Annotated in this window: 23 protein-coding genes; 4 read left to right on the top strand and 19 right to left on the bottom strand. The window is 64.3% G+C overall.

All coding sequences use genetic code 11. The features are described 5' to 3' along the window. Positions 1-52: 52 nt before the first annotated feature. The 14 genes from dnaG to ACROUL_RS15920 all read right to left on the bottom strand — a co-directional run bounded on the left by dnaG (position 53) and on the right by ACROUL_RS15920 (position 13,561). Positions 53-1,978, bottom strand: coding sequence for a DNA primase (gene dnaG, locus ACROUL_RS15985; protein WP_431300445.1), 1,926 nt, complete (start codon positions 1,976-1,978; stop codon positions 53-55). 174 nt (positions 1,979-2,152) lie between these two features. Then, positions 2,153-3,454 carry an NAD(P)/FAD-dependent oxidoreductase gene (locus ACROUL_RS15980; protein WP_431300444.1) on the bottom strand — a complete coding sequence of 434 codons (1,302 nt, stop codon included), beginning with the start codon at positions 3,452-3,454 and terminating at the stop codon, positions 2,153-2,155. Further along, on the bottom strand, positions 3,451-4,806 hold the full coding sequence (locus tag ACROUL_RS15975) for a glutamine synthetase family protein (protein ID WP_431300443.1): 1,356 nt from the start codon (positions 4,804-4,806) through the stop codon (positions 3,451-3,453). Before ACROUL_RS15975 ends, ACROUL_RS15980 begins: the two co-directional genes overlap by 4 nt. A 36-nt stretch (positions 4,807-4,842) precedes the next feature. Beyond that, positions 4,843-5,553 (bottom strand): type 1 glutamine amidotransferase, encoded by a 711-nt coding sequence (locus ACROUL_RS15970; protein WP_431300442.1) that lies wholly within the window; start codon positions 5,551-5,553, stop codon positions 4,843-4,845. 62 nt (positions 5,554-5,615) lie between these two features. Beyond that, positions 5,616-6,950: a glutamine synthetase family protein gene (locus ACROUL_RS15965; RefSeq protein ID WP_431301325.1), complete on the bottom strand. Its 1,335-nt coding sequence runs from the start codon at positions 6,948-6,950 to the stop codon at positions 5,616-5,618. A 161-nt stretch (positions 6,951-7,111) separates the two neighbouring features. Continuing rightward, a complete protein-coding gene (locus tag ACROUL_RS15960) occupies positions 7,112-7,939 on the bottom strand; it encodes an ABC transporter permease (RefSeq protein ID WP_431300441.1) in 828 nt (275 codons plus the stop codon). Then, positions 7,936-8,814, bottom strand: a complete 879-nt coding sequence (locus ACROUL_RS15955; protein WP_431300440.1) for an ABC transporter permease — start codon at positions 8,812-8,814, stop codon at positions 7,936-7,938. Before ACROUL_RS15955 ends, ACROUL_RS15960 begins: the two co-directional genes overlap by 4 nt. 39 nt (positions 8,815-8,853) lie before the next feature. Beyond that, positions 8,854-9,576, bottom strand: coding sequence for a transporter substrate-binding domain-containing protein (locus tag ACROUL_RS15950; RefSeq protein ID WP_431300439.1), 723 nt, complete (start codon positions 9,574-9,576; stop codon positions 8,854-8,856). 41 nt (positions 9,577-9,617) lie between these two features. Further along, positions 9,618-9,746 (bottom strand): hypothetical protein, encoded by a 129-nt coding sequence (locus tag ACROUL_RS15945; RefSeq protein ID WP_431300438.1) that lies wholly within the window; start codon positions 9,744-9,746, stop codon positions 9,618-9,620. Continuing rightward, positions 9,746-10,519, bottom strand: a complete 774-nt coding sequence (locus ACROUL_RS15940; RefSeq protein WP_431300437.1) for an ABC transporter ATP-binding protein — start codon at positions 10,517-10,519, stop codon at positions 9,746-9,748. Before ACROUL_RS15940 ends, ACROUL_RS15945 begins: the two co-directional genes overlap by 1 nt. Before the next feature lie 103 nt (positions 10,520-10,622). Beyond that, a complete protein-coding gene (locus ACROUL_RS15935; protein ID WP_431300436.1) occupies positions 10,623-11,396 on the bottom strand; it encodes a phosphate/phosphite/phosphonate ABC transporter substrate-binding protein in 774 nt (257 codons plus the stop codon). Then, positions 11,393-11,830, bottom strand: coding sequence for a TerB family tellurite resistance protein (locus ACROUL_RS15930; RefSeq protein ID WP_431300435.1), 438 nt, complete (start codon positions 11,828-11,830; stop codon positions 11,393-11,395). Before ACROUL_RS15930 ends, ACROUL_RS15935 begins: the two co-directional genes overlap by 4 nt. 49 nt (positions 11,831-11,879) lie before the next feature. Then, the gene (locus ACROUL_RS15925) at positions 11,880-12,782 is read right to left on the bottom strand and encodes a PhzF family phenazine biosynthesis protein (RefSeq protein ID WP_431300434.1); all 903 of its coding nucleotides are present in this window, start codon (positions 12,780-12,782) and stop codon (positions 11,880-11,882) included. After that, the gene (locus ACROUL_RS15920) at positions 12,779-13,561 is read right to left on the bottom strand and encodes a 23S rRNA (adenine(2030)-N(6))-methyltransferase RlmJ (RefSeq protein ID WP_431300433.1); all 783 of its coding nucleotides are present in this window, start codon (positions 13,559-13,561) and stop codon (positions 12,779-12,781) included. The genes ACROUL_RS15925 and ACROUL_RS15920 overlap by 4 nt, the downstream gene beginning before the upstream one ends. A 142-nt stretch (positions 13,562-13,703) precedes the next feature. On the opposite strand from ACROUL_RS15920, the gene ACROUL_RS15915 reads away from it, so the two are divergent. Then, positions 13,704-14,363, top strand: a complete 660-nt coding sequence (locus tag ACROUL_RS15915; RefSeq protein ID WP_431300432.1) for a TerC family protein — start codon at positions 13,704-13,706, stop codon at positions 14,361-14,363. Here ACROUL_RS15915 and ACROUL_RS15910 read toward each other — a convergent pair. Continuing rightward, on the bottom strand, positions 14,360-15,187 hold the full coding sequence (locus ACROUL_RS15910; protein ID WP_431300431.1) for a glycosyltransferase: 828 nt from the start codon (positions 15,185-15,187) through the stop codon (positions 14,360-14,362). The two genes, ACROUL_RS15915 and ACROUL_RS15910, sit on opposite strands and share 4 nt — an antisense overlap. A gap of 243 nt (positions 15,188-15,430) precedes the next feature. Here ACROUL_RS15910 and ACROUL_RS15905 point away from each other — a divergent pair, with 243 nt between their 5' ends. Next, positions 15,431-15,760 carry an HdeA/HdeB family chaperone gene (locus ACROUL_RS15905; protein ID WP_431300430.1) on the top strand — a complete coding sequence of 110 codons (330 nt, stop codon included), beginning with the start codon at positions 15,431-15,433 and terminating at the stop codon, positions 15,758-15,760. A gap of 199 nt (positions 15,761-15,959) precedes the next feature. Further along, positions 15,960-16,289 carry a hypothetical protein gene (locus tag ACROUL_RS15900; RefSeq protein WP_431300429.1) on the top strand — a complete coding sequence of 110 codons (330 nt, stop codon included), beginning with the start codon at positions 15,960-15,962 and terminating at the stop codon, positions 16,287-16,289. Positions 16,290-16,475: 186 nt separating this feature from the next. Here the strand turns inward: ACROUL_RS15900 and ACROUL_RS15895 are convergent, their stop codons facing one another. From ACROUL_RS15895 to ACROUL_RS15880, 4 genes are all read right to left on the bottom strand, one after another. Then, complete coding sequence (locus tag ACROUL_RS15895) at positions 16,476-18,119, bottom strand: CTP synthase (protein WP_431300428.1); 1,644 nt, start codon at positions 18,117-18,119, stop codon at positions 16,476-16,478. A gap of 146 nt (positions 18,120-18,265) precedes the next feature. Next, positions 18,266-18,715: a preprotein translocase subunit SecG gene (secG, locus tag ACROUL_RS15890; protein ID WP_431300427.1), complete on the bottom strand. Its 450-nt coding sequence runs from the start codon at positions 18,713-18,715 to the stop codon at positions 18,266-18,268. An 85-nt stretch (positions 18,716-18,800) separates the two neighbouring features. After that, positions 18,801-19,184 carry a VOC family protein gene (locus ACROUL_RS15885; RefSeq protein WP_431300426.1) on the bottom strand — a complete coding sequence of 128 codons (384 nt, stop codon included), beginning with the start codon at positions 19,182-19,184 and terminating at the stop codon, positions 18,801-18,803. A gap of 3 nt (positions 19,185-19,187) precedes the next feature. Further along, complete coding sequence (locus tag ACROUL_RS15880; protein ID WP_431300425.1) at positions 19,188-19,583, bottom strand: DUF6524 family protein; 396 nt, start codon at positions 19,581-19,583, stop codon at positions 19,188-19,190. 226 nt (positions 19,584-19,809) lie between these two features. Between ACROUL_RS15880 and ACROUL_RS15875 the strand changes: the two genes are divergently transcribed. Further along, positions 19,810-20,730 (top strand): hypothetical protein, encoded by a 921-nt coding sequence (locus tag ACROUL_RS15875; protein WP_431300424.1) that lies wholly within the window; start codon positions 19,810-19,812, stop codon positions 20,728-20,730. The last annotated feature ends 58 nt before the right edge of the window (positions 20,731-20,788 follow it).

The raw sequence follows: 20,788 nt of genomic DNA, 5'->3' as shown, positions 1-20,788 counted from the left end.
GGGCTGGTTGGATCGAATCAATAACGCGAATCAGACCGAGGGAAAGGCCGAATCAGCGGTTTTTCTTTACCCAGACCTCGCTATCGATCAGGGATTGCAGATGTCTTGACAGGGCGAGCCGATCTTCGCCCAAGTCGGTTGCGTCAGCGCGGTCCGGTTTTTCGGACCGGTGCCGTGCTTCGGCGGCCTTTGAAAGCCGCCAGGTGAGGCCTTCGTCGGGCAAACCGCCCAAATCTTCGACGGCCTCCTCGATCTCGCGCCGGGCGCCGCGCTGGGCATCGAGCTTGGCCAACTCCTCGGCAAGGCAGAGGGTTGCAAGCTCGTCGTCCTCGGTGTTGCGGACCGGCGGGGCTATGCTGACGTGGGGTCGCGCCAGAAGCGCGTCAAGGGCGGCGGGGGCGGTTTCGGCGATGCGGCTGCGAAGATCTGGGTCATCGGCGTGGGTCAGGATCAGACGGCGAAGGGTGTTGTGATCCTCGCCGGTCAGGTCAACGCGTTCGAGGGCCGTCTCGAAGCGGTGGATCAGTGCGGGGTGGTGGATCAGGGTGGCGAGGATGACGGCCTCGCGCAGGGTTTCTTCGACGCCGCCTGCGGACTGCGCCAGCAGCGACTGGCGGGTGGACGGGAGGGCGCCGGAGGGCGGTGCATTGCGACGGGCGCCCGGGCGGAACGGGCCGGGTTGGAACGGACGGGTGGTGCCGAAAAGATCAAGGCGCAGACGGCGCATTTCCTCGGCGTAGTGGCCGCGGATCGAGGGGTCGGTGATTCGTTGCAGGGCGGCGCGCAGGATCTTGTCGAGGGCGGCCTTGCGTTCGGGACTGTCGAAATTGCGGCCTTCGGTTTCGCGGGCCCAGAGCAGGTTGACCATCGGCTGGGCGGCGTCGAGGACCGCCTTCATCGCGCCCGCGCCTTGCGCGCGGATGAGATCGTCCGGGTCCATGCCGCCCGGCAGCATGGCAAAGCGCAGGCCCTTGCCGGCCTCGAGCAAGGGAAGGGCGAGGTCGATGACGCGCAGGGCGGCGGCCATGCCGGCCTTGTCACCATCGAGCGCGATGACGGGTTCGTTGGAAATGCGCCACATTAGGCGAAGCTGGTCTTCGGTGACGGCGGTGCCGAGGGGGGCGACGGTGGCGGTGAAGCCGGCCTCGGACAATGCGATGACGTCCATGTAACCTTCGGCCACGATCAGGGGCTGGCCCTTGCCGGCGGCCTCACGCGCGTGGGCGTGGTTGAATAGGCTGCGGCCCTTGTCGAACAGCTCGGTTTCCGGGCCGTTGAGGTATTTGGCCTGATCGGCGGGGTCCATCGCGCGGCCGCCAAGGCTGATGGCGCGGCCGCGCCCGTCGCGGATCGGAAAGATGATGCGGTTTCGGAAGCGGTCGTAGGCACCGGTGCGCTTGTCGGATTTTGCGGCGAGACCGCCGGCGATCAGCATGTCGGAAGGGATGCCCTTTTGCGCCATCGCGTCGGTCAGCGCGGTCCACGAGGCGGGGGCAAAGCCGATTTCCCAACGCTCCTGCGCGTCGGGCTTCAGGCCGCGCTTGGCAAGGTAGGCGCGGGCGTCGGCGGCGGCGGAGGTCTTGAGTTGCAGGCGGAACCACTTGACCGCCTCTTCCATGACGCGGGCAAGATCAGTGCGCCGGTCGGCCTTTTCCGCGGCGCGGGGGTCTTGCGCCGGCATCGCCATCCCGGCCTCGGCTGCCAGCGCCTGCACGGCTTCCATGAAGCCGATGTTTTCGGTTTCGCGCAGGAAACTGACGACGTCGCCTTTGGCGTGGCAGCCGAAGCAGTAGTAGAACCCCTTGCGGTCATCGACGTGGAATGACGCGGATTTTTCCTGATGGAAGGGGCAGGGTGCCCACATGTCGCCGCGACCCATGTTGGATTTGCGCAGATCCCAGGTGACCTTCTTTCCGACCACGGAAGAAAGCGAGACGCGGGCGCGCAGTTCGTCGATGAAACCGGTAGGCAGACTCATGACCAAGATATGGGGCCTAGTCTTTGGCGAGTCGAGTGGGTGGCATGCCGCCGGGGGCCGGCCCCCGGACCCCCGGGATATTTACGGACAGATGAACGCCGATAGCTGCAGGTTTTCATCTGTCATCAAATATCCCACGGGGGTGCGGGGGTGTGAAACCCCCGCCTCGGTATGTCAAAGGCCGAGCCGGTCGCGCATGGCGTACCAGGTCATCGCCATGACGAGCAGGGGTGAGCGGAAGGTCACGCCGCCGGGGAAGCGGGGTTGCGGCAGGCTGGCCATCAGGTCGAAGCGTTCGGTCTGGGCGGCCGTGGCTTCAGCGAGGAGTTTGCCGGCAAGGGTGGCCATAGCGACGCCGTGGCCGGAGTAGCCGGAGGCAGAGAGGATGTTTTGCGCGGGCCTCGTGAAGCAGGGCATCCGGTTCATCGTGATCGCAAGGGTGCCGCCCCAGGCGTAGTCGATGCGGGTGTTGCGCAGTTGCGGGTAGACCTCGAGCATCGGTTTCGATACGGTCTTGATGATGTCGGGAAAGCGGTAGCCGTAGCTTTCGCCGCCACCGAAGAGCAGGCGGCTGTCTTCCGAAAGGCGCCAGTAGTTGACGACGAAGCGGCTGTCGGCGACGGCGACGGGTTCGGCGAGGATGTCTTTCGCGCGGTCGCCCAAGGGTTCGGTGGCGACGATGAAGTTGTTGATCGGCATCACTTTCGAGGCGACGTCGAGGTTCAGTTGGCCAAGATAGCCGTTGGCCGCGAGAATCACCGTATCGCAAGTGACGTGGCCGGCGCTGGTGCGGACCACCGGGCGCGGGCCCGGTTCTACGCGGTGGACTTCGGAGTTTTCGAAGATGCGCACACCGGCCTTGGCCGCAGCGGCGGCGAGGCCGAGGGCGTAGTTCAGCGGGTGGAGGTGGCCTGCGTCGCGGTCGATTTCGCCGCCGGCGAAGGCGGGGGAGCCGATCAGGTGGCGAACGGCAGCGCGGTCGAGGGGTTCGAGGTGGGTGTAGCCATAGTCGCGGTGGAGCTTTTCGGCGTAGGCGTGGGCGTCACGCACCTCGGCTTCCGAGCGGCAGGCGTGGGCGATGCCGGGGTGGAAGGTGACCGGGATCGCGTGGTCGGTGATCAGAGATTTGACCAGGGCCTTGGCCTCTTCGGCCAGGGACCAGAGGCGGTGGGCGTTTTCGCGGCCGACGGTCTTTTCGATCCAGACCTGATCCTGACGTTGGCCGGAGCCGACCTGACCGCCGTTGCGACCGGAGGCGCCGAAGCCGACCTTGTGAGCCTCCACCAAGGCCACATCGTAGCCGCGTTGCGCGAGGTGCAGTGCGGCAGAGAGGCCGGTGTAGCCGCCGCCGACGATGCAGACGTCGGCGGCGTGCTGGCCTTTGAGCATGGGGAACGGGGCCAGCGGCGTTGCCGTGGCCGCGTAGTAGGACGGGGGGTATTCCCCCCGCTTGTCGTTTACGTGCAAGAGGTTCATACGTTCAACAGCAGGTGTTCGCGTTCCCACGGGCTGATGACTTGCAGGAACTCTTTGTATTCGTTGCGCTTTACTGAATCGTAGACCTTGCAAAACATCGGGCCGAGAACGTCTTGCAGGGCGGCGTCTTCTTCGAAAAGGTCAAGGGCGTCGCCGAGGTTTACGGGGATTTCGTCGCTGTCGATGTAGGCGGAGCCTTGGAATTCGGGGCGGGCGCCCTTTTTCTCCATCAGGCCGAGGTAGCCGCAGGCGAGGGTGGCGGCGATGCCGAGGTAGGGGTTGCAGTCCATCCCCGGCAGGCGGTTTTCGACGCGACGGCCGGCGGGCGAGGAGATCGGCACGCGCAGGCCGGTGGTGCGGTTGTCGCGGCCCCATTCGAGGTTGATCGGGGCGGCGAAGTCGGGGACGTAGCGGCGGTAGCTGTTGACGTAAGGGGCGAGGAGGGCAATCGCGCCGGTCAGATGGTTCTGCATCCCGCCGATGAAGTTGATGAAGTGGTCGGTTTCGGCGCCCTTCGGGCCGGAGAAGATATTCTTGCCGGTTTTCAGGTCGACGACCGAGGTGTGGATGTGCATGGCTGAGCCCGGTTCGCCGGCGATGGGCTTGGCCATGAAGGTGGCAAAGCAATCGTGGCGGAGGGCCGCTTCGCGGATCAGGCGTTTGAAGTAGAACACGTCGTCGGCAAGGCGGATCGGGTCGCCGTGGGCGAGGTTAAGCTCGATCTGGCCGGCACCGCCTTCTTGCAGGATGCCATCGATTTCAAGGCCTTGCGCTTCGGCGAAATCGTAGATGTCGTCGACGACCTTGCCGTATTCATCGACGGCGGAGAGCGAATAGGCCTGCTTGCCTGCCGCGCGGCGACCGGAGCGGCCCATCGGCGGGATGACGGGCTGGTTCGGGTCGATGTTGCGGGCGGTGAAGAAGAACTCCATCTCGGGTGCGACGACCGGCATCCAGCCCTGCGCGCGGTAAAGCTCCACCACCCGGCGCAGCACGTTGCGGGGCGAGAAGGGGACGAGGTTGCCTTCCTGATCCTTGGCGTCGTGGATGACTTGCAGGGTCACGTCGGCCGTCCAAGGGGCGGCGGTGGCGGTGGACCAGTCGGGTTCCAGGATCATGTCGGGTTCGGTGAAGGCGTCGAAGGGGTTGTCGGCCCATTCCCCGGTGATCGTCTGCAGGAAGATCGAGTTTGGCAGGAAATAGTTGGTCTGCTTGGCGAATTTTGCGGCGGGCATGGCCTTGCCGCGGGCCACGCCGGCGATGTCGCCGATCACACATTCCACTTCGTCCACACGGCGGTTGCCGATGTAGTCACGCGCTGCCTCGGGCAGCTGGTCGGTCCATTTGGACATATGTCACACACTGTTGGGGGGGTGGCCCCCGCGCTTTCAGGCGCGGAGCTTCTCGGCCCCAGGTTTGGTCTGTCGGTGGTCGTGGAAGAAGGCCGCGATCCGTGCGGCCAGCGTCTGGTCTTGCAACGGGTCCGCCAGACGGGCGCGGGCCTTTGCCATCAGGTCGTCGGGCACGAGGCCTGGGCCGCGTGTGCGCATCAGGCCATCGAGGAACTCCGGGCGGAACTCGGGGTGGGCCTGCACGGTGAACATCCGGTCGTCGTAGAGGAGCGCCGCGTTTTCGCAGAACTCGTTGGTGGCGATAACCTCGGCGTTTTCAGGCACTTTCACCACCTGGTCGCGGTGCCAGGCGTTGAGGGTGATCTTTTCGCCGTTGAAATCATAGTCGGTGGGGCCGACGGACCAGCCCTTTTCGTGCCGCTCCACCTTCCCGCCCATCGCTTGCGCGATGATCTGGTGGCCAAAGCAGATGCCGACGATGGGGACGTGGGCTGCGTAGGCGTCGCGGATGAACGCCTCGAGCGGCTTGATGAAGGGGTGGTCCTCATAGGCGCCGTGGCGCGAGCCGGTGATGAGCCAGCCGTCGCATTCGGTAACGGAGGCGGGGAATTCCATCAGTTCCACCCGGTAGCGGCGGAAGGTGAGGCCGCGCCCGGCCAAGAGCCGTTCGAACATGTCGGGGTAATCGCCCATCTGGTCTTTCAGGGCGTCGGGCGAGGCTCCGGTTTGCAGGATGCCGATTTGCATGGTCGTGTCCGTGGTTGTTTGGCCCGGATGGTAGGCGTGAAGCCCCCCATCCGGTCAAGGGGTCAGACGGTATCGAGGTAAAGCTCTACCCGTTCTTCGGGAGAAAGCTCGGCCAGATAGTGCAGTTCCTGACGTTTGGTCTGCACGAGGTTGCGGATCAGTTCCTTTGGCAGGAAGCGGTAGAGGATGTCGCTGTGTTCAAAGGCGTCGATCGCGGCATCCCAGGTGGCGGGGATCTGCGGCAGGTCCATCGCGTAGGCGTTGCCGGTGACGGGGGGTGGCGGCTCTACCTCGTCTTCGATGCCGGTCAGGGCGGCGCCGAGGATGGCGGCCAGCATCAGGTAGGGGTTCACGTCGCCGCCTGCGACACGGTGTTCGATGCGGCGCGACGCGGGGCTGCCGGCCGGGATGCGGATCGCGGCGGTGCGGTTTTCATAGCCCCAGGAGACGGCGGTCGGGGCGTGTTTGTCGGGCACCAGGCGGTCGTAGCTGTTCAGGTGCGGGGCAAAGAGGAGGGTGCTGTCGTGCATCGCGTTGAGACAGCCCGCAACGGCGTGGCGCAGGGCGGCAGTGCCTTTCGGCCCGCCGCTGTCGAAGATGTTGTCGCCCTTGTTGTCGAGGACGGAGAAGTGGGTGTGCAGGCCCGAGCCGGAATATTCGAGGTAGGGCTTGGCCATGAACGAGGCGGCAAAGCCGTGGCGGCGGGCGAGGCCCTTGACCAGCATCTTGAAGAGCCACGCATCGTCGGCGGCGCGCAGGGCATCGTCGCAATGCATCAGGTTCACCTCGAACTGGCCGAGGCCGGTTTCGGAGGTGGTGGTGTCGGCGGGAATATCCATCGCCTCACACGCGTCGTAGAGATCGGTGAAGAAGGTGTCGAAGGCGTCAAGCGCACGGATCGACAGCGTCTCGGCGGCCTTGCGGCGCTTGCCGGAGCGGGGCGAGGGCGGGACTTGCAGGGTCTTTCCGCTGTCGTCGATCAGGAAGAATTCCAGTTCCATCGCGCAGACCGGGGTCAGGCCGCGGGCCTTGTAGCGGTCTACCACGGCGCGAAGCGCATGCCGCGGATCGCCCTCATAGGGCTGGCCGTTTTCGCGGAACATCCAGATCGGCAGAAGGGCGGTCGGCGCCTCTAGCCACGGCATCGGCATGAAGCCGCGTTCGGTGGGTTTGAGGACGCCGTCAGCGTCGCCCTGTTCAAAGACAAGCGGGCTGTCGTCGATATCTTCGCCCCAGATGTCGAGGTTCAGGACCGAGAAGGGGAAGCGGGTGCCGTCGCTTACCATCTTGTCGGCAAAACGGGCTGGGACGCGCTTGCCGCGGGCCTGGCCGTTCAGATCGGCAGCGGCCACGCGGATGGTCCGCACGTCCGGGTGCTTTCGCAGATAGTCTTTCATCATCATTTTTTGTTCAGGAGGAGCACGAACCGCCCACGCACAGCGCCAACACGGCCCCGGCAGGCAGGCTTCGGATCATGCCCTTGATCCTATCCCTTGGTTTTCGATCAACGGACGCGGGCCGTTGTGACGCTCGCGCAATTTGATCAAATTCGAGGTTACTATCGGATGAGGTTAGGACGCAAGCGAATTCTGCTCGTCTGGTTTGACGGCAGGTGGCGGTTGAGGCGGCGGTTCACCGCGTTGAAGCCCCAAGTCAACAAAAGCGTCAGGCAGATGAAATAGAAGGCAACGATGGGATAGGGGACGAAGGGGTTGAAGGTCTTGTCGGCAAAGTAGTTGGCGTAATAGAGCGCGTCGCCCATTTGCCGGAAGGCCGGGAAACCGGAGAAGAACACCAGCGTGGTGGCGTGGAAGAGGAAGATCGCCTCGTTGGTGTAGGACGGCCAGGCGAGGCGGAGCATTGTCGGCCACTGGATGCGGGTGAACTTCTTCCAGCCGGTGATGCCGTAGGCTTCGGCCGCCTCAAGATCGCCTTTCGGGATGGAGCGGAGTGCGCCGTGGAAGATTTCGGCGGCGTAGGCGGAGGTGTTGAGGAAGAGGACGAACAAGGCCCCGGCCCAGGCGCGGGTGGTCCATGACGTCTCGACCGTAAGGCCAAGGATGTTGATGCCAGCCTTGGGCAGCATCTGGAGGGCTTCGTAGGCGAGGAAGAACTGGATGAACAAGGGCGAGCCGCGGAAGATGAAGACGAACCATTCAGCGGGTTTGCGAAGCCACGGGCTGCGGGCGGATTTGGCCAGTGCGATGCCGGTGGCGAGGAAGAAGCCGAAAAGAAGGGCGAGGGCGCCGAAGTAGACGTTCCAGATCAGGCCGGAGCCGATCAGGGTGAACTGCTGGCAGAGGGTGAAATCGGATTTCGGCAGCAGGTTTTCGCCAATGCCGATGGAGCGGAAGGCATAAGCGTTGAAGGTTTCCCAGCAGGTCATGCGCCCGCCCTTCGCATGGCTTCGCCGGCGGCGGTGGCCTGCCCGCGCGACAGCCGGGCCGAGAGGCGGGCGAGGACGATTTCGGAGACCTTGGTGAAGCAGAGGTAGAAGACGAGGAGACCTAGGAAATACCACAGCCGCCAGTCGGGGTGGGGGTATTCGTAGGCTTGGGTCTTTGAGCCGCCAAGTTCGCGCGCCCAGTAGACGATATCCTTGACGCCGAGGAGGAAGAGAAGCGGCGTCGCCTTGATGAGGATCATCCAGAGGTTTGAGAGACCCGGCAGCGCGTAGACCCACATTTGCGGCATCAAGACGCGGCGGAAGACTTGTGCGTGGCTCATCCCGTAGGCTTCGGCGGTTTCAAGCTGCGCCTTCGGGACGGCGTTCATCGCGCCGTAAAGCACGTTGGCGGCGAAGGCGCCGAACACGAGGGCGAAGGTGAAGACGGCGAGGGCAAAGCCGTAGGCCTGATGCCAGAAGGCCGAGGAAGCGCCGAGCGGCACTTTCGCTTCCTGACAGACGCGGAATTCCAGCCCTTGCCAGGGCCATGCGTGGTCGGCGCAGACGGCGAGGCTTTTTAGGTATTCGATGCCCTGATCAAGCGCGATGACGAAGAACAGGAAAAAGACGATGTCGGGCACACCGCGCACCAAGGCGGCGTAGCCTTTGCCAAGGATACTGAGCGGCAGGATGCGGGAGCGCGCGGCCATTGCGCCGCCAAAGCCCATCGCAAGCGCCACGGGGGCGGTGATGGCGAGGAGGAGAAGGACGGTCACGAAGGACCAATAGAAATCGAGGTGCTTCCCTGAGGTCAGGTAGCACGAGAGCCAGGTCAGCCCTTCTATCGCTTTCGGGTCGGCGCAGGCGGCGAACATGTGGATGGGGCGCGACGTAAGCCGCGCCCCGTTCCTTTATCAGAACTTGGCCGTTTCGGGGCCGAAGTGCTTTTCGATCAGAGCGTTCAACGAGCCGTCATCCTTCATCGACTGGATCGCGGTGTTGAATTTCGCTTTCAGCTCGGTGTCGCTTTCGCGCAGGCCGAGGCCGACGCCGCCGCCAAGCTGCACTTCGTCACCGACGAACATCAGTTCGCCGTTCGATTCAGCGACGATCGGGGCGAGGAAATCCTTGTCGGCGAACACGGCGGTGGCTTCGCCGTTGCGCACGGCGGCGACGGATTCGTCAGGGGTGGCGAATTCGAGGACGGTGGCGCCCGATTCCGCGACGTAGCCGGCCTGAATCGTGGAGATCTGGGCGGCAACGGTGCCTTTCAGATCGGCGTCGGCCGAAAGGGCGACGTAGGCCGAGGCGGCCGGCGGGAAGTAGTTCTGGCTGAAGTCGATGACTTCTTCACGTTCGTCGGTGATGCTCATGCCGGCGATGATGACGTCATAGTTGCCCGACTGCAGGTTCGGGATGATGCTGTCCCATTCGTTGGTGACCCATTCACACTTCAGTTCGGCGCGCTTGCAAAGCTCGTCGCCCACGTCACGCTCGAAGCCCGCGACTTCGCCGGCGTCGTTGATGAAGTTGAAGGGAGGGTAGGCGCCTTCGGTGCCGAGGCGGACGACGTCTTGCGCGGCGGCAAGGCCGGTCGAGAGGGCCACAAGGGCGGTGGCGAGGAGAATTTTCTTCATGGCAGTCTTTCCTTACTGGTTAGCAGTCAATGGTGCGCCGGTCATTTGACGCAGCGGGTTTCGGGGTGATCCAACGTGCTGTCGGCACGCAGGGTTTCGAGGGCAGGGGTCGGACCGGTGCGTTCGGTCACGCCGGTGGCCAGGCCTGCCATTATGTCGGTGGCGGTCATCACGCCGCCGTTGCCGACAGAAAGCCGCGCAGGCGGTCGGTTTTCGGGGCACCGAAGAGGCGGGCTGGGGCGCCTTCTTCTTCGATCCGGCCCTTGTGAAGGAAGATGACGTGGTCCGACACGTCGGCTGCCAGCTTCATGTCGTGGGTGACGAGGATCATGGTGCGGCCTTCGTCGGCCAGCGCCTTGATAACGCGGACAACTTCTTGTTCCAGTTCGGGGTCGAGCGCGGAGGTCGGTTCATCGAACAAAAGCGCGCGGGGTTCCATGCAAAGCGCGCGGGCGATGGCGGCGCGCTGCTGCTGGCCGCCCGACAGTTGCGCGGGCCATGCGTCGGCCTTTTCACCGATGCCGACCTTGGCGAGGTAGTGGCGGGCCTTTTCCTCGACCTCTTTCGGGTCGCGGCGCAGGACGGTGACCGGGGCTTCCATCACGTTTTGCAGGATGGTGAGGTGGGACCAGAGGTTGAACTGCTGGAACACCATCGAAAGGTTGGTGCGGATGCGGGTCACCTGCGCGCGGTCGGCGGGGTGGCGGTGAAGGCCGGTGCCTTTCCAGCGCACAGCCTCGCCTTCAAAGACAATCTCGCCCTGCTGGCTGTCTTCGAGAAGGTTGCAGCAGCGCAGGAGCGTGGACTTGCCCGATCCCGACGAGCCGATCAGCGAGACGACGTGGCCGCGCGGGGCGGTCAGGTCGACGCCCTTGAGCACTTCCAACGGACCATAGCTTTTGTGCAGGTCGTGGATCGCTATGACCGGTGTGTCAGCTTGCATGGCGCTTTGCGGGTTGGGGCGTATGGCGCGGCAGTAGGGGCAAATTTATGCGCCATTGCAATGTTGATTTGATCAGGTTGCGGCCATTGACGTAGCGTAATGGTCAGGCGCTGTGCGCAAACTGCGCAGGGGCGGGTGGATTGGGCACGGCGAGGTAGGCCTGCAGCGGGATGCGGGTGAGGCCCTTCAGGTGCAGCGTCGCGCGGTCGGCAGGAGCGAGGGCGGTGATCGCCTGACTGATCGCGGCGAACAGGGGTTCGGGATCTGTGCCATGTGCGGTGATGTAGGGCAGGCCGGGGGTGGGCGCGGTTCGGGCGAGCGGTTTCAGGCGCGCGGTGAGGGCGGGGTCGTCGGCCTGCATCAGCATCCAGGTAACCGCATCAAGGGCCGCGATATCGGCGCGGCCTTCGGCGACGGCGCGTGCCGAGAGGCGGTGGCCGCCGGTTTGCAGGGCGGGCGGAAGGCGCAGGCCGAGGCCGGCCGCGTGGGTTTGCGGCGCGGCCCAGCCGGATTGGGACAGGTCTTCGTTATAGGCGAAGGGTGCGTTGTCAAAGGCGGCCAGCCTGCTGCGCGGATCATCGGCGCGGGCGACGAAGACGGAGCAGTAATGGCCGGGCGGGCAGCCTTCGACGCCGTAATCGGGGGTGGCGATGTAGGTCACGCGGTCATGCAGGCGGGCGCGGAATGGGTAGCCGCAGGTTTGCGACAAAAGGAGGTCGGGCGATTGCCAAGCGTCCCAGTAGGCGGTTTCGCCACGGGTGAGGGCATCGGGTGCCTTTAGGCCACGGTCGCGCAAGGCATCGCGGATCAGCGCCCAGAGCCTGTCGTTCGCGGCCATCGCCGCGCCGAAATCATACATCGCGAGCGAGGCGATCACGTGGCTTGCGCCCTTTGCCGGGCTTGGGCCGATTCCACATCGGTCAGGCCGAGAAGGTTGGCGACAAGGCGCATCAGGCGGTCTTCGTCCTCATCCCGCAGGCCGTCGGCAAGGGCGACGGACCAGAGCGCGGTCATCAGTTCGGCGCGGTCTTCGACGGCGGTAGCGGCCTTGATTGCGCGGGTGAAGCGGACGGTGTCGGGCGCGAGGCTTTCGAAATCTTCGGCTTCGGACCGGAGTTTTGCCACCTCGAACGGGCCAAGGCCGTGGCGTGCGGCGAGGACGCGGTCGATCCGCTCCACCTCTTCGGCGGAGTAAAGCCCGTCGGTCCGGGCAAGGCGCACCAGCAGTGCGGCCAGCGCAAGGCGGGCGTCGGGTTCGGGCAGGCGGTCGGGGGCGGGCGCCAGAAGGCGGCGGAGGAGGGTATCGAACATCGGCTTAGGATAGGCCTTTTGGGCGGGACAGGACAAGGGCGGAGGCGTGTCACATTTGCGCGGGTGGCGGGGTGAGGTGGCCGGAGGAGACCGGGACCGCGCCACCCTTGATGCGGATTTCGCTGAGAGCGCCGTTTGTGACTACGGCGGTGAGCCAGATGTCGGAGGGGCGGCCCATTTCTACGCCTTGGCGCAGGGTGAGGCGGGTTTCGCCTTCGGTCAATGCGCCTTCGGCCAGAAGCTGACCTGCAAAGATGGCGCTGGCCGATCCGGTGGCGGGGTCTTCCGGGATCCCGGCGGTGGGGGAAAACATCCGGGTACGGTAATCGACACCGTCGCCGGGGGTGTAGAGGAACGCGCCGTCGACGCCCGCGACAGCCATCAGGGCGGACCAGTGCGGTTCGATGGGACGGGCGTGGGCGAGGGCGGCAAGGTCGGTGATGCCGATGAAGAGGAAGGCAGGGCCGCCTTTCAGGGCGCGGAGCGCGTGGGGGGCGAGGGCTTCGGGCGGCAGGTCGAGCGCGCTTGCGGCAAGGTCGCGCGGGGCGCTGCCGGTGGAGTAGGGGATGACGGGAGCGGTGAATTCGGCGCGAACGGTTTCGCCCTGGCGGGTGACGGTTACGGGGACGAGGCCGGCCTCTTCTTCCAGCGTGATGCGGGTGGTGAAATCGCCCCGATGCGCCTCGGTTGCGAGGTGGATCGCGCAGCCGACGGTGGGGTGACCGGCGAAGGGGATTTCGGCGGTGGGAAAGAAGATGCGGACGCGGGCGGTGTGGGCGGGGTCGCGCGGGGGCATGACGAAGATCGTCTCGGACAGGTTGAATTCGCGGGCGATGGTCTGCATCTGCGCGGTGGTCAGGTGGCCGGCATCGCGCACCACGGCGAGGGGGTTGCCGGAATAGGGCGTGTCGGTGAAAACGTCGAGCGTGTGGAAGGCGAGGGTTGCTGTCATTTGGTGGCCTTGGCGATGATCTGGGCGATGCGGGCACATTCTTCCGCGAGGCCGAAGGGCGGGTTGACGACGAAAAGGCCAGAGCCTTCCATGCGGTGGCCGTCGCGGGCGGGCGGGAAGCGGACCTCGGAGGTCAGCGCGCCGGGGAAGGTTTGGTTCAGGGCGGCCAGCATGGCGCGGTGGGCGCCGCCCGTGAGGATAGGATACCACAGGATCAGGATGCCGACGTTCCATTTGCGGTGGATGCCGGCCATGTGGCGGGGGATGGCGTCGTAATCGGCCTTCACCTCGTAGCTGGGGTCGATCAGCATCAGGCCACGGCGCGGGGTGGGTGGGGTGAGGGCGAAGGCGGCCTCGAACCCGTCGCGTTGCAGGACGTGCGCGCCCCAGGGCTCAGCGTTGGCGCGCAGGTGCTGCACCTCGCCGGGGTGAAGTTCGGCGAGGTGGATGGTGTCGGTTTCGCGCAGGCCGAGGGCGGCGATCATCGGCGAGCCGGGGTAGGCCATCGGGCCATGCGCGGCACGCGTTTCCGCAAGACGCTGGCGGTAGGGGTGGATGGCCGGGAAACCGGGTTCGACGAGGGTGATGCCGGCCGCTGCCTCGCCGGTCTTAAGCGCCTCGTCAGCGCCGAGATCATAGAGGCCGCGCCCTGCATGGGTTTCGATATAGGTGAGCGGCTTGTCTTTCTGGGTCAGATAATCAAGCATCCAGGCGAGGGTGGCATGCTTGTGCACATCGGCCAGATTGCCCGCGTGATAGAGGTGTTGATAGGACAGCATGACCCTGCGTAGCCCGGTTTTCAGCGGCTGGAAAGGCCGGAACCGGGCTTGAACGCCTTGCGTTGCCAGCGTAGGACCGATTAACGCGGCAGGTTAACGCGGCTGGCACGGGACCGGTCTTCAGGCTTCAAACGGGGGCGAGATGGAAATCTTCACCACAGAGGGCTTCTATGCGCTCTTGCAGGTTATCGGCATCGACCTGGTGCTGGCGGGCGACAACGCCATCGTGATCGGGCTTGCGGCCGCAGGCCTGCCGAAGGACCAGCGCGCGAAGGCGATCCTTGTTGGGATCATCGCGGCGACGGTGATGCGGATCGGGTTCGCGCTGATCACCACGCAGCTTCTGGCGATCACCGGGCTGTTGCTGGCTGGGGGCATCCTGCTGTTGTGGGTATGCTGGAAGATGTGGCGCGAGCTGCAGAACGGTCACGCCGCGGAAACCGAAGCCGAGGAGGCGCTTACCAACCGCGACCTGAATGCCGATGGCACCGTGGCCGGGGGCGCGCCGCGCAAGACCTTTGCGCAGGCCGCGACGCAGATCGTGGTCGCGGACGTGTCGATGAGCTTGGACAACGTGCTGGCGGTTGCGGGGGCCGCGCGCGAGCATCCGACGGTGCTGGTGATCGGGCTGGTGCTGTCGATCGCGCTGATGGGGTTTGCCGCGTCGTTCATCGCGCAGTTGTTAAGCAGGTATCGCTGGATCGCCTATGTCGGCCTTGCGATCATCTTCTACGTCGCGCTGAAGATGATGTGGGAAGGCTGGCACGAGGTGCAGCCGGCGATGATGGGGATGGTGGGCTAAGCCTCTGGTGACGCCCCGGCGATGAGGGCGTCGCGTTCGGCGAGGCGTTTGTCCAGCTTCTTGCGCAGCGATTTCAGGATATCGGCGCGGTCGGGCGCGACCTTCTGGCAATCGAGGGTGCGCTGGCGGAGGATTGCGATGTCGATGTTCAGCTTTTTCAACGCGTCGTTCTTGGAACCGAACGAGATGCCGATCCCACGGCGATAGCGCAGGAGACGGTCGTCAATGTAGGAAGCCGTGCCGATCAGCCGGGCGCGGAACAGGAATACCTGATCTTCATAGAGGCCAGTTTCCGTGATCGGGCCAAAGCGATCATAAAGGTCGCGATGCCATGCGCAGGAGGCCCCTAGGGCATGCGACATGGCGCGGGCCAGTTCGGGCAGGTTTTTGGCTTCCAGAGCCTCGTGACGCGTCCGCTCGCGTTGTTTTTCAAACGGCACGCCCGCCTCGTCCATGTCTGTGACGTTGGAATGGATGAGGAGCGGGCGGTCGCGGGCGATGACCTCGGCGATGGCGCGAGCGCGGTGGGGTTCGGAAATGTCGTCGCCGGCGGCGTAGATCAGGTAATCTGAGGTCGCGAGGCTGAACAGGCGGTTGACGTGCCCGATCAGGCCGAGGTTCGGGTCGTTGCGGTTGAGGATGATGCGGTGCGGCCCGGTGTAGGCTGATGCCATGTCCTGCATGATCGCGAAGGTCGCATCGGTCGAGCAATCGTCAGTCAGGACGATCTCAAGGTCCGGGTGGTCTTGCGCGAAGGCGGCGGCCACCGCGTCTGCGATGTAGCGTTCCTGATTGTAGGCCATCACGACGAAGGAAAGGGGCATCGGTTGACCTTGCGGGGAGGGATCGGAGCCGGATGATCTCAGCGGGCGGTGGCGGTGTCCATATCGGTGTTGGCGGTGTGGCGCGATTTTCCAGAAGGGATGTTGTTGCGACCGGGTGCAGACGCTGGCGCTGTGATTATTGTCGGTTGTATTGACGGCCATCAATTCGGAAAGCGGTGGGCTTCCATAAGAAGGGAGGTGCGCGCCGCGTGGCGCTGTATGTGAGCATTTAAGGAGTATGAAATGAAAACCTTGATGAAAACGGTTGCAGCCGTTGCCTTGCTGTCGGGCGCGGCCTTGCCTGCGGTCGCTGGGGTGGATGTTCCGTCGATGACGTGCGGCAGCTTTACTGCTCTGGACGGCGCTGCGCGCAAGGCAGCGGCGGCCGATCTGCTGGAATGGCTTCATGCGGAGAACAGCACCCAAGCGCCGGAAGAACTGATTGCAAAATACGCGATCGAAGGTTCCAACATCCAATGGGACGGTGACACCATGAAGGTCGAGATCGAAGGCCACTGCTCTGACGCCAGCGCCGATGTTCTGGTGCTGGACCGTCTGAAAGAGCACTCCTGATTTCGTCGCTGGGGGCAACCGAGGCGCGGCTTCCGTTCGGAGGCCGTGCCTTTTTCACATGGGTTCAGGCAGCCGCCGACATGGCGTTGCAGGTATTGCTGGTTGTGTTGATGGGCATCAATTCTGGAAGCGGATGTTTGGGACAGGCAGGGTGGCAAGCACCATGCAGCGTTTTTGCCGAATGGCGCGGGAGGACGGCATGAAGGCCTTCATGGGAACCGTCGCAGCCATGGCCTTACTTTCTTGCGGTGTCGTGCCTGCGGCCGGTGCCGTGGATTTTCCGACGCTGACGTGCGGCGATTTTACCGCGCTCGATTCTGTGGCGCGTCTGGAAGTTGCGAACGAGGTTCTGGCATGGATTCACGCCGAGAACAGCACCCAGGCATCGCCGGACCTGATCGCGAAGTATGCCATCGAGGGTACTGATCCGCTTTGGACCGGTGAGAAGATGAAGGTCGAGATTGAAGGACATTGCGTGGACGCGAGCCCGGACATGCTGGTGCTGGAGCGTCTGGATGAGCACAGCTGACTTTTTCGCTGTCAACTGGGAGGGCGCGGCTTGCCTTCGGAGGCCGCCCCTGTTGCACCTGTAGTCCGGCAGCCGCGTCTGGCAGGACGGAAAGCCGAGTTGGGTTCTGGTCTGTGTTCGTGACCCTTGGAAACGCCCTTGGTCGGCGTTCCGAATGCCAAACCTGTTGGTCAAGGTGCGACGGCCCTAGACCAGCCGCGCGCCTTCGACTGCTGCGCGGACGAAATCGGCGAACAGGGGGTGGGGGGCGAAGGGTTTGGATTTCAGTTCGGGGTGGAACTGAACGCCGATGAACCACGGGTGGTCCTTCACCTCGACTATTTCGGGCAGTTTGCCGTCGGGCGACATGCCCGAGAAAATCAGGCCGCAGGATTCCAGTTTCTCGCGGTAAGCGATGTCAACCTCGTAGCGATGGCGGTGGCGTTCCTCGATGGTCGTGGTGCCATAGATCCGGGCGACGTGCGAGCCTTCCTTCAGCGCGGCGGTGTAGGCGCCGAGGCGCATGGTGCCGCCCTTGTCGTCGCCGGCCTTGCGCTGGACGACGTGGTTGCCCTGCACCCATTCCTTGAGGTGATAGACGACGGGTGTAAAGCGCTTGGCGCCTTTCTCGTGGTCGAACTCCTCGGAGCCTGCGTCGGGCAGGCCTGCCAGATTGCGGCTGGCCTCGATCACCGCCATCTGCATGCCAAGGCAAATGCCGAGGTAGGGGATGTTCTTTTCGCGGGCGTAGCGGGCGGCCTTGATCTTGCCTTCGGTACCGCGTTCGCCAAAGCCGCCGGGAACGAGGATGGCGTGGAAGTTTTCAAGGTAGGGGGCGGGGTCTTCGCGCTCAAAGATCTCGGCGTCGATCCATTCGGCGCGGACCTTGGTGCGGTTTGCCATGCCACCGTGGGTAAGCGCCTCGGCGATGGATTTGTAGGCGTCTTCCAGCTGGGTGTATTTGCCGACGATGGCAACGCGGACTTCGCCTTCGGGGTGGGTCAGGCGGTCCATCACGTCTTCCCAGCGGGCGAGGTTCGGCTTGGGGGCCGGGGTGATGCCGAAAGCGTCGAGCACGGCCTGATCAAGGCCCGCCTGATGGTAGGCGAGCGGGGCCTGGTAGATCGTTTTCAGGTCATAGGCGGGGATCACGTGTTCCTTGCGGACGTTGCAGAAGAGGGCGATCTTTTCACGCTCCTTGTCCGGGATCGGGTGTTCGGAGCGCAGAAGGAGGACATCGGGAGCAAGGCCGATGGACTGCAGTTCCTTGACAGAGTGCTGGGTGGGCTTGGTCTTGAGTTCGCCCGAGGCCGCGAGGTAGGGGAGCAGCGTAAGGTGCATCAGGATGGATTGCCCGCGCGGGCGTTCGTGGATGAACTGGCGGATCGCCTCGAAGAATGGCAGGCCTTCGATGTCGCCTACCGTGCCGCCGATTTCGCAGAGCATGAAGTCAACCTCGGCATCACCGATGCGGAGGAAATCCTTGATCTCGTTGGTGACGTGGGGAATGACCTGGATCGTTTTGCCGAGGTAATCGCCGCGACGCTCTTTCTCCAGCACGTTGGAGTAGATGCGGCCGGAGGAGATGCTGTCGGTCTGGCGGGCGGACACGCCGGTGAAGCGTTCGTAGTGGCCCAGGTCGAGATCGGTTTCGGCGCCATCGTCTGTGACGAACACCTCGCCATGTTCGAAGGGCGACATCGTGCCGGGATCGACGTTAAGGTAGGGGTCAAGCTTGCGCAGGCGGACGGTGTAGCCACGGGCCTGAAGAAGCGCGCCGAGGGCTGCGGAAGCGAGGCCCTTGCCCAAGGAAGACACCACGCCGCCGGTGATGAAGATATAGCGCGCCATGGGGGCTCCCGTGTTTTGTCAGGCGATTCGGGGTCGGTGGAATCGCAGCACCACGGGATTTGGGATATAGCGAAGCCGCAAGGAATAGGCAACCGGCACCGCTAGATTATGCGGATCGGGCCGGATGGTCAGCAACGTGTTGTGCGTCAGGGATTGGTGGCGGGCGGGGTCGCGGGTGCCGTGCCGCCGGTGGTTGCGCCATCGGTTGCGGGCGCACCATCTGTTGCGGCGCCGTCAGCGCGAGGCGGTGCGGCCGGGGCGTCGGTCGCCGTCGGCGGCAGGAGATCAGACCCGCTGAGGCCGCCCTTGGCCGGTTCGGTGGCCGGTGCTTCGGTGCTGGCAGGGGCAAGCGCATCGACGACCGACCCGCTGTCAGCGCCGCGCGTGGCGAGGATGGTCAGGGTGATCGAGGTTATGATGAAGCCGGTCGCGAAGATCCAGGTCAGCTTGGTCAGCGCGGTGGCCGCGCCCCGTGCTGAAACCGCGCCGCCACCGCCGCCCATGCCAAGCCCGCCGCCTTCCGACTTCTGCAGCAGCACGACGCCGATCAGAAGCAGGGCGAGAATGAGGTGGACGGTAAGGACGACGTTTTCCATGGATGCTTTCCGGCAGCTACGGGCGCCTATCTATGGGCAAGCGGGGTTGCCCGCAAGGGATTTGCTGTAACCGGCCGCAGGCAGATCATGCATCCGCCTGACAAACCGCGCTGAGCTTGTTGCCGTCAGGGTCGCGGACGTAGCAGGCGTAGAAGGACGCACCATAAGGGCGCAAGCCTGGCGCGCCCTCATCGGTGCCGCCGTTGGCCAAAGCCGCGGCGTGGAACGCATCTACTGCGGCACGGCTGGTGGCGATGAGCGCAGGCATCGAGCCGTTGCCGACCGTTGCGGGCTTGCCGTCGAAGGGATGGTTGACCCAGAACCGGATTTCGGCATCTGACGGATGGCTGTAGCCGACCTCATCAGGATCAGAAAAGCGCCGGACGATGCCAAGGGCGGCAAGGGCCGCATCGTAGAACCGCGCGGCGCGGGCAAGGTCGTTGGTGCCCAATGTCATGTAGAGGAACATGTGTCAGCCCTCGATCTCGTCCACCGACGATTGCCCGGTAAGGCGCTGGCGCAGGATCGACCATGACATGCCGAGGCCGAGGATCACCGACAGCACGAGGATGGCAAGCCAGACGGTGAGGTCGGAGTTGCCAAGGGCAAGGAGGCCCCAATCGGTCAGCACCCAAAGGCCGGCCGCGAAGATCGCGCCGATGACGACCGCGCCGATCAGCCCGATGGAGCGCATGGTGGCGACAAGGTAGACCATCATCACAACGCCGAGGATGAGGCCGAGGAACACGATCAGTGGCATCTGGTCAATCCAGTTCGCCCGCGCCCAGTTCACGAAGTTCACTTGCGTTGGGTTGAAGATCAGGACGAGCAGAAGAAACGCGCCTAACCAGCGAAGAAGGATGCCCATAGCCTGTTCCCTGATGGTTACCGCTGGCCTAGGTATAGCCACATCTTGCTGTTTACAAAATGGTTTCTGGAGGTGGGCGAGAGGGGGCCGGATAATGTTCGTTGCGTTATACACGTCACAGCGGAGCGCGGAGCGGCGCCGGGGAATGGCGAGAGTCCGCCAATTCGGTTAAAAGGTTAACGCGACAGAGAGCGCACAAAGCGCTCCGTTTTTCGAGGAGAGCATCATGAAATCCAACCTTTGCCTGGTGCTGGCGGTTCTGGCCGTTCCGGGCGCCGCGTCGGCCCAGACGATCACTGGCGGCCTGACCCTGAGCTACGGGACCACCGATGGCGGAGACTTTTCCGAAGACATGACGCAGCGCGGCCTTGATGGACGCATGAACGTGGATTTCGGCAACGGCTTCACCTTTGGGGTGCAGGCCGGCAAGATTGACATGGATGTTGACGGTGGCCTTGGCGGCTTGGGCGGCGAGTTCATCGGGCTGGACGGCGGCTACCGCTTTGCCGGTGGCTTCAAGGTTGGCGCGTTTGCCGAACAGCTTTCCTTCGCGCCGGACGGATCACCCATAGACCTGACGCTGAAGACGAATGGGATCACGGCGGGTTACGAGAACGCCGGTCTGGATGTGGAGGCCTTTATGGGCCAAAGCTCGCTGAGCCCGGCGCTTTTCGGTTTTGACGTCGAAAACAAGGGTCTGACGGTGGGGTATACGGCCGTTGCCGGGCTGAAGCTGGGCGCGGCCTATCTGAAGGCCGACCTGTCGCAAAGCGGCAGCGAGGCGGAGATTGATTTCACGGGACTTGCGGCGAGCTATGCGGCGACCGATGCAATTATCGTGTTCGGCGGGATCAGCCAGTCCGACATTTTGTCCGGCGGGGTGGACGGGCTTGGCTTTGACAGCATGGGTCTTGGGATCGGCTATGACTTTGGCGCGATGACGGGGGTGTCGTCGACAGTGTCGCTGGAACTGGCGCGGACCGAGCTTTCAAGCGGTGGGTCGAGCACTGATCTGGATACCGTGCGGCTGGGCGTAAGTTTCCCGCTGGGTGCCAAGGGGCCGATGCTGCCGATGAATTCGGTGGCGGATTCTGTCCTGAACCCGCGGCATGGCGCGTTCAACGCTGCCCTGACCTCGGCCTTCTGAGGCGCCAGGTCGCTGCGCTGAGTTTGTGGGGCGTGCCGTCACGGTGCGCCCCGTTTCA

Origin of the sequence: Tabrizicola sp. BL-A-41-H6, from assembly GCF_050632395.1 — a bacterium.
Classification (GTDB): domain Bacteria; phylum Pseudomonadota; class Alphaproteobacteria; order Rhodobacterales; family Rhodobacteraceae; genus JAUYQR01.
This window is presented reverse-complemented; position numbering and strand designations above follow the sequence as displayed.

Bases quoted from the DNA above. Each gene is read 5' to 3' on its own strand.
- dnaG (WP_431300445.1), bottom strand. From the start codon at position 1,978: ATGAGTCTGCCTACCGGTTTCATCGACGAACTGCGCGCCCGCGTCTCG.
- ACROUL_RS15980 (WP_431300444.1), bottom strand. From the start codon at position 3,454: ATGAACCTCTTGCACGTAAACGACAAGCGGGGGGAATACCCCCCGTCC.
- ACROUL_RS15975 (WP_431300443.1), bottom strand. From the start codon at position 4,806: ATGTCCAAATGGACCGACCAGCTGCCCGAGGCAGCGCGTGACTACATC.
- ACROUL_RS15970 (WP_431300442.1), bottom strand. From the start codon at position 5,553: ATGCAAATCGGCATCCTGCAAACCGGAGCCTCGCCCGACGCCCTGAAA.
- ACROUL_RS15965 (WP_431301325.1), bottom strand. From the start codon at position 6,950: ATGAAAGACTATCTGCGAAAGCACCCGGACGTGCGGACCATCCGCGTG.
- ACROUL_RS15960 (WP_431300441.1), bottom strand. From the start codon at position 7,939: ATGACCTGCTGGGAAACCTTCAACGCTTATGCCTTCCGCTCCATCGGC.
- ACROUL_RS15955 (WP_431300440.1), bottom strand. From the start codon at position 8,814: ATGTTCGCCGCCTGCGCCGACCCGAAAGCGATAGAAGGGCTGACCTGG.
- ACROUL_RS15950 (WP_431300439.1), bottom strand. From the start codon at position 9,576: ATGAAGAAAATTCTCCTCGCCACCGCCCTTGTGGCCCTCTCGACCGGC.
- ACROUL_RS15945 (WP_431300438.1), bottom strand. From the start codon at position 9,746: ATGACCGCCACCGACATAATGGCAGGCCTGGCCACCGGCGTGACCGAA.
- ACROUL_RS15940 (WP_431300437.1), bottom strand. From the start codon at position 10,519: ATGCAAGCTGACACACCGGTCATAGCGATCCACGACCTGCACAAAAGC.
- ACROUL_RS15930 (WP_431300435.1), bottom strand. From the start codon at position 11,830: ATGTTCGATACCCTCCTCCGCCGCCTTCTGGCGCCCGCCCCCGACCGC.
- ACROUL_RS15925 (WP_431300434.1), bottom strand. From the start codon at position 12,782: ATGACAGCAACCCTCGCCTTCCACACGCTCGACGTTTTCACCGACACG.
- ACROUL_RS15920 (WP_431300433.1), bottom strand. From the start codon at position 13,561: ATGCTGTCCTATCAACACCTCTATCACGCGGGCAATCTGGCCGATGTG.
- ACROUL_RS15915 (WP_431300432.1), top strand. From the start codon at position 13,704: ATGGAAATCTTCACCACAGAGGGCTTCTATGCGCTCTTGCAGGTTATC.
- ACROUL_RS15910 (WP_431300431.1), bottom strand. From the start codon at position 15,187: ATGCCCCTTTCCTTCGTCGTGATGGCCTACAATCAGGAACGCTACATC.
- ACROUL_RS15905 (WP_431300430.1), top strand. From the start codon at position 15,431: ATGAAAACCTTGATGAAAACGGTTGCAGCCGTTGCCTTGCTGTCGGGC.
- ACROUL_RS15900 (WP_431300429.1), top strand. From the start codon at position 15,960: ATGAAGGCCTTCATGGGAACCGTCGCAGCCATGGCCTTACTTTCTTGC.
- ACROUL_RS15895 (WP_431300428.1), bottom strand. From the start codon at position 18,119: ATGGCGCGCTATATCTTCATCACCGGCGGCGTGGTGTCTTCCTTGGGC.
- secG (WP_431300427.1), bottom strand. From the start codon at position 18,715: ATGGAAAACGTCGTCCTTACCGTCCACCTCATTCTCGCCCTGCTTCTG.
- ACROUL_RS15885 (WP_431300426.1), bottom strand. From the start codon at position 19,184: ATGTTCCTCTACATGACATTGGGCACCAACGACCTTGCCCGCGCCGCG.
- ACROUL_RS15880 (WP_431300425.1), bottom strand. From the start codon at position 19,583: ATGGGCATCCTTCTTCGCTGGTTAGGCGCGTTTCTTCTGCTCGTCCTG.
- ACROUL_RS15875 (WP_431300424.1), top strand. From the start codon at position 19,810: ATGAAATCCAACCTTTGCCTGGTGCTGGCGGTTCTGGCCGTTCCGGGC.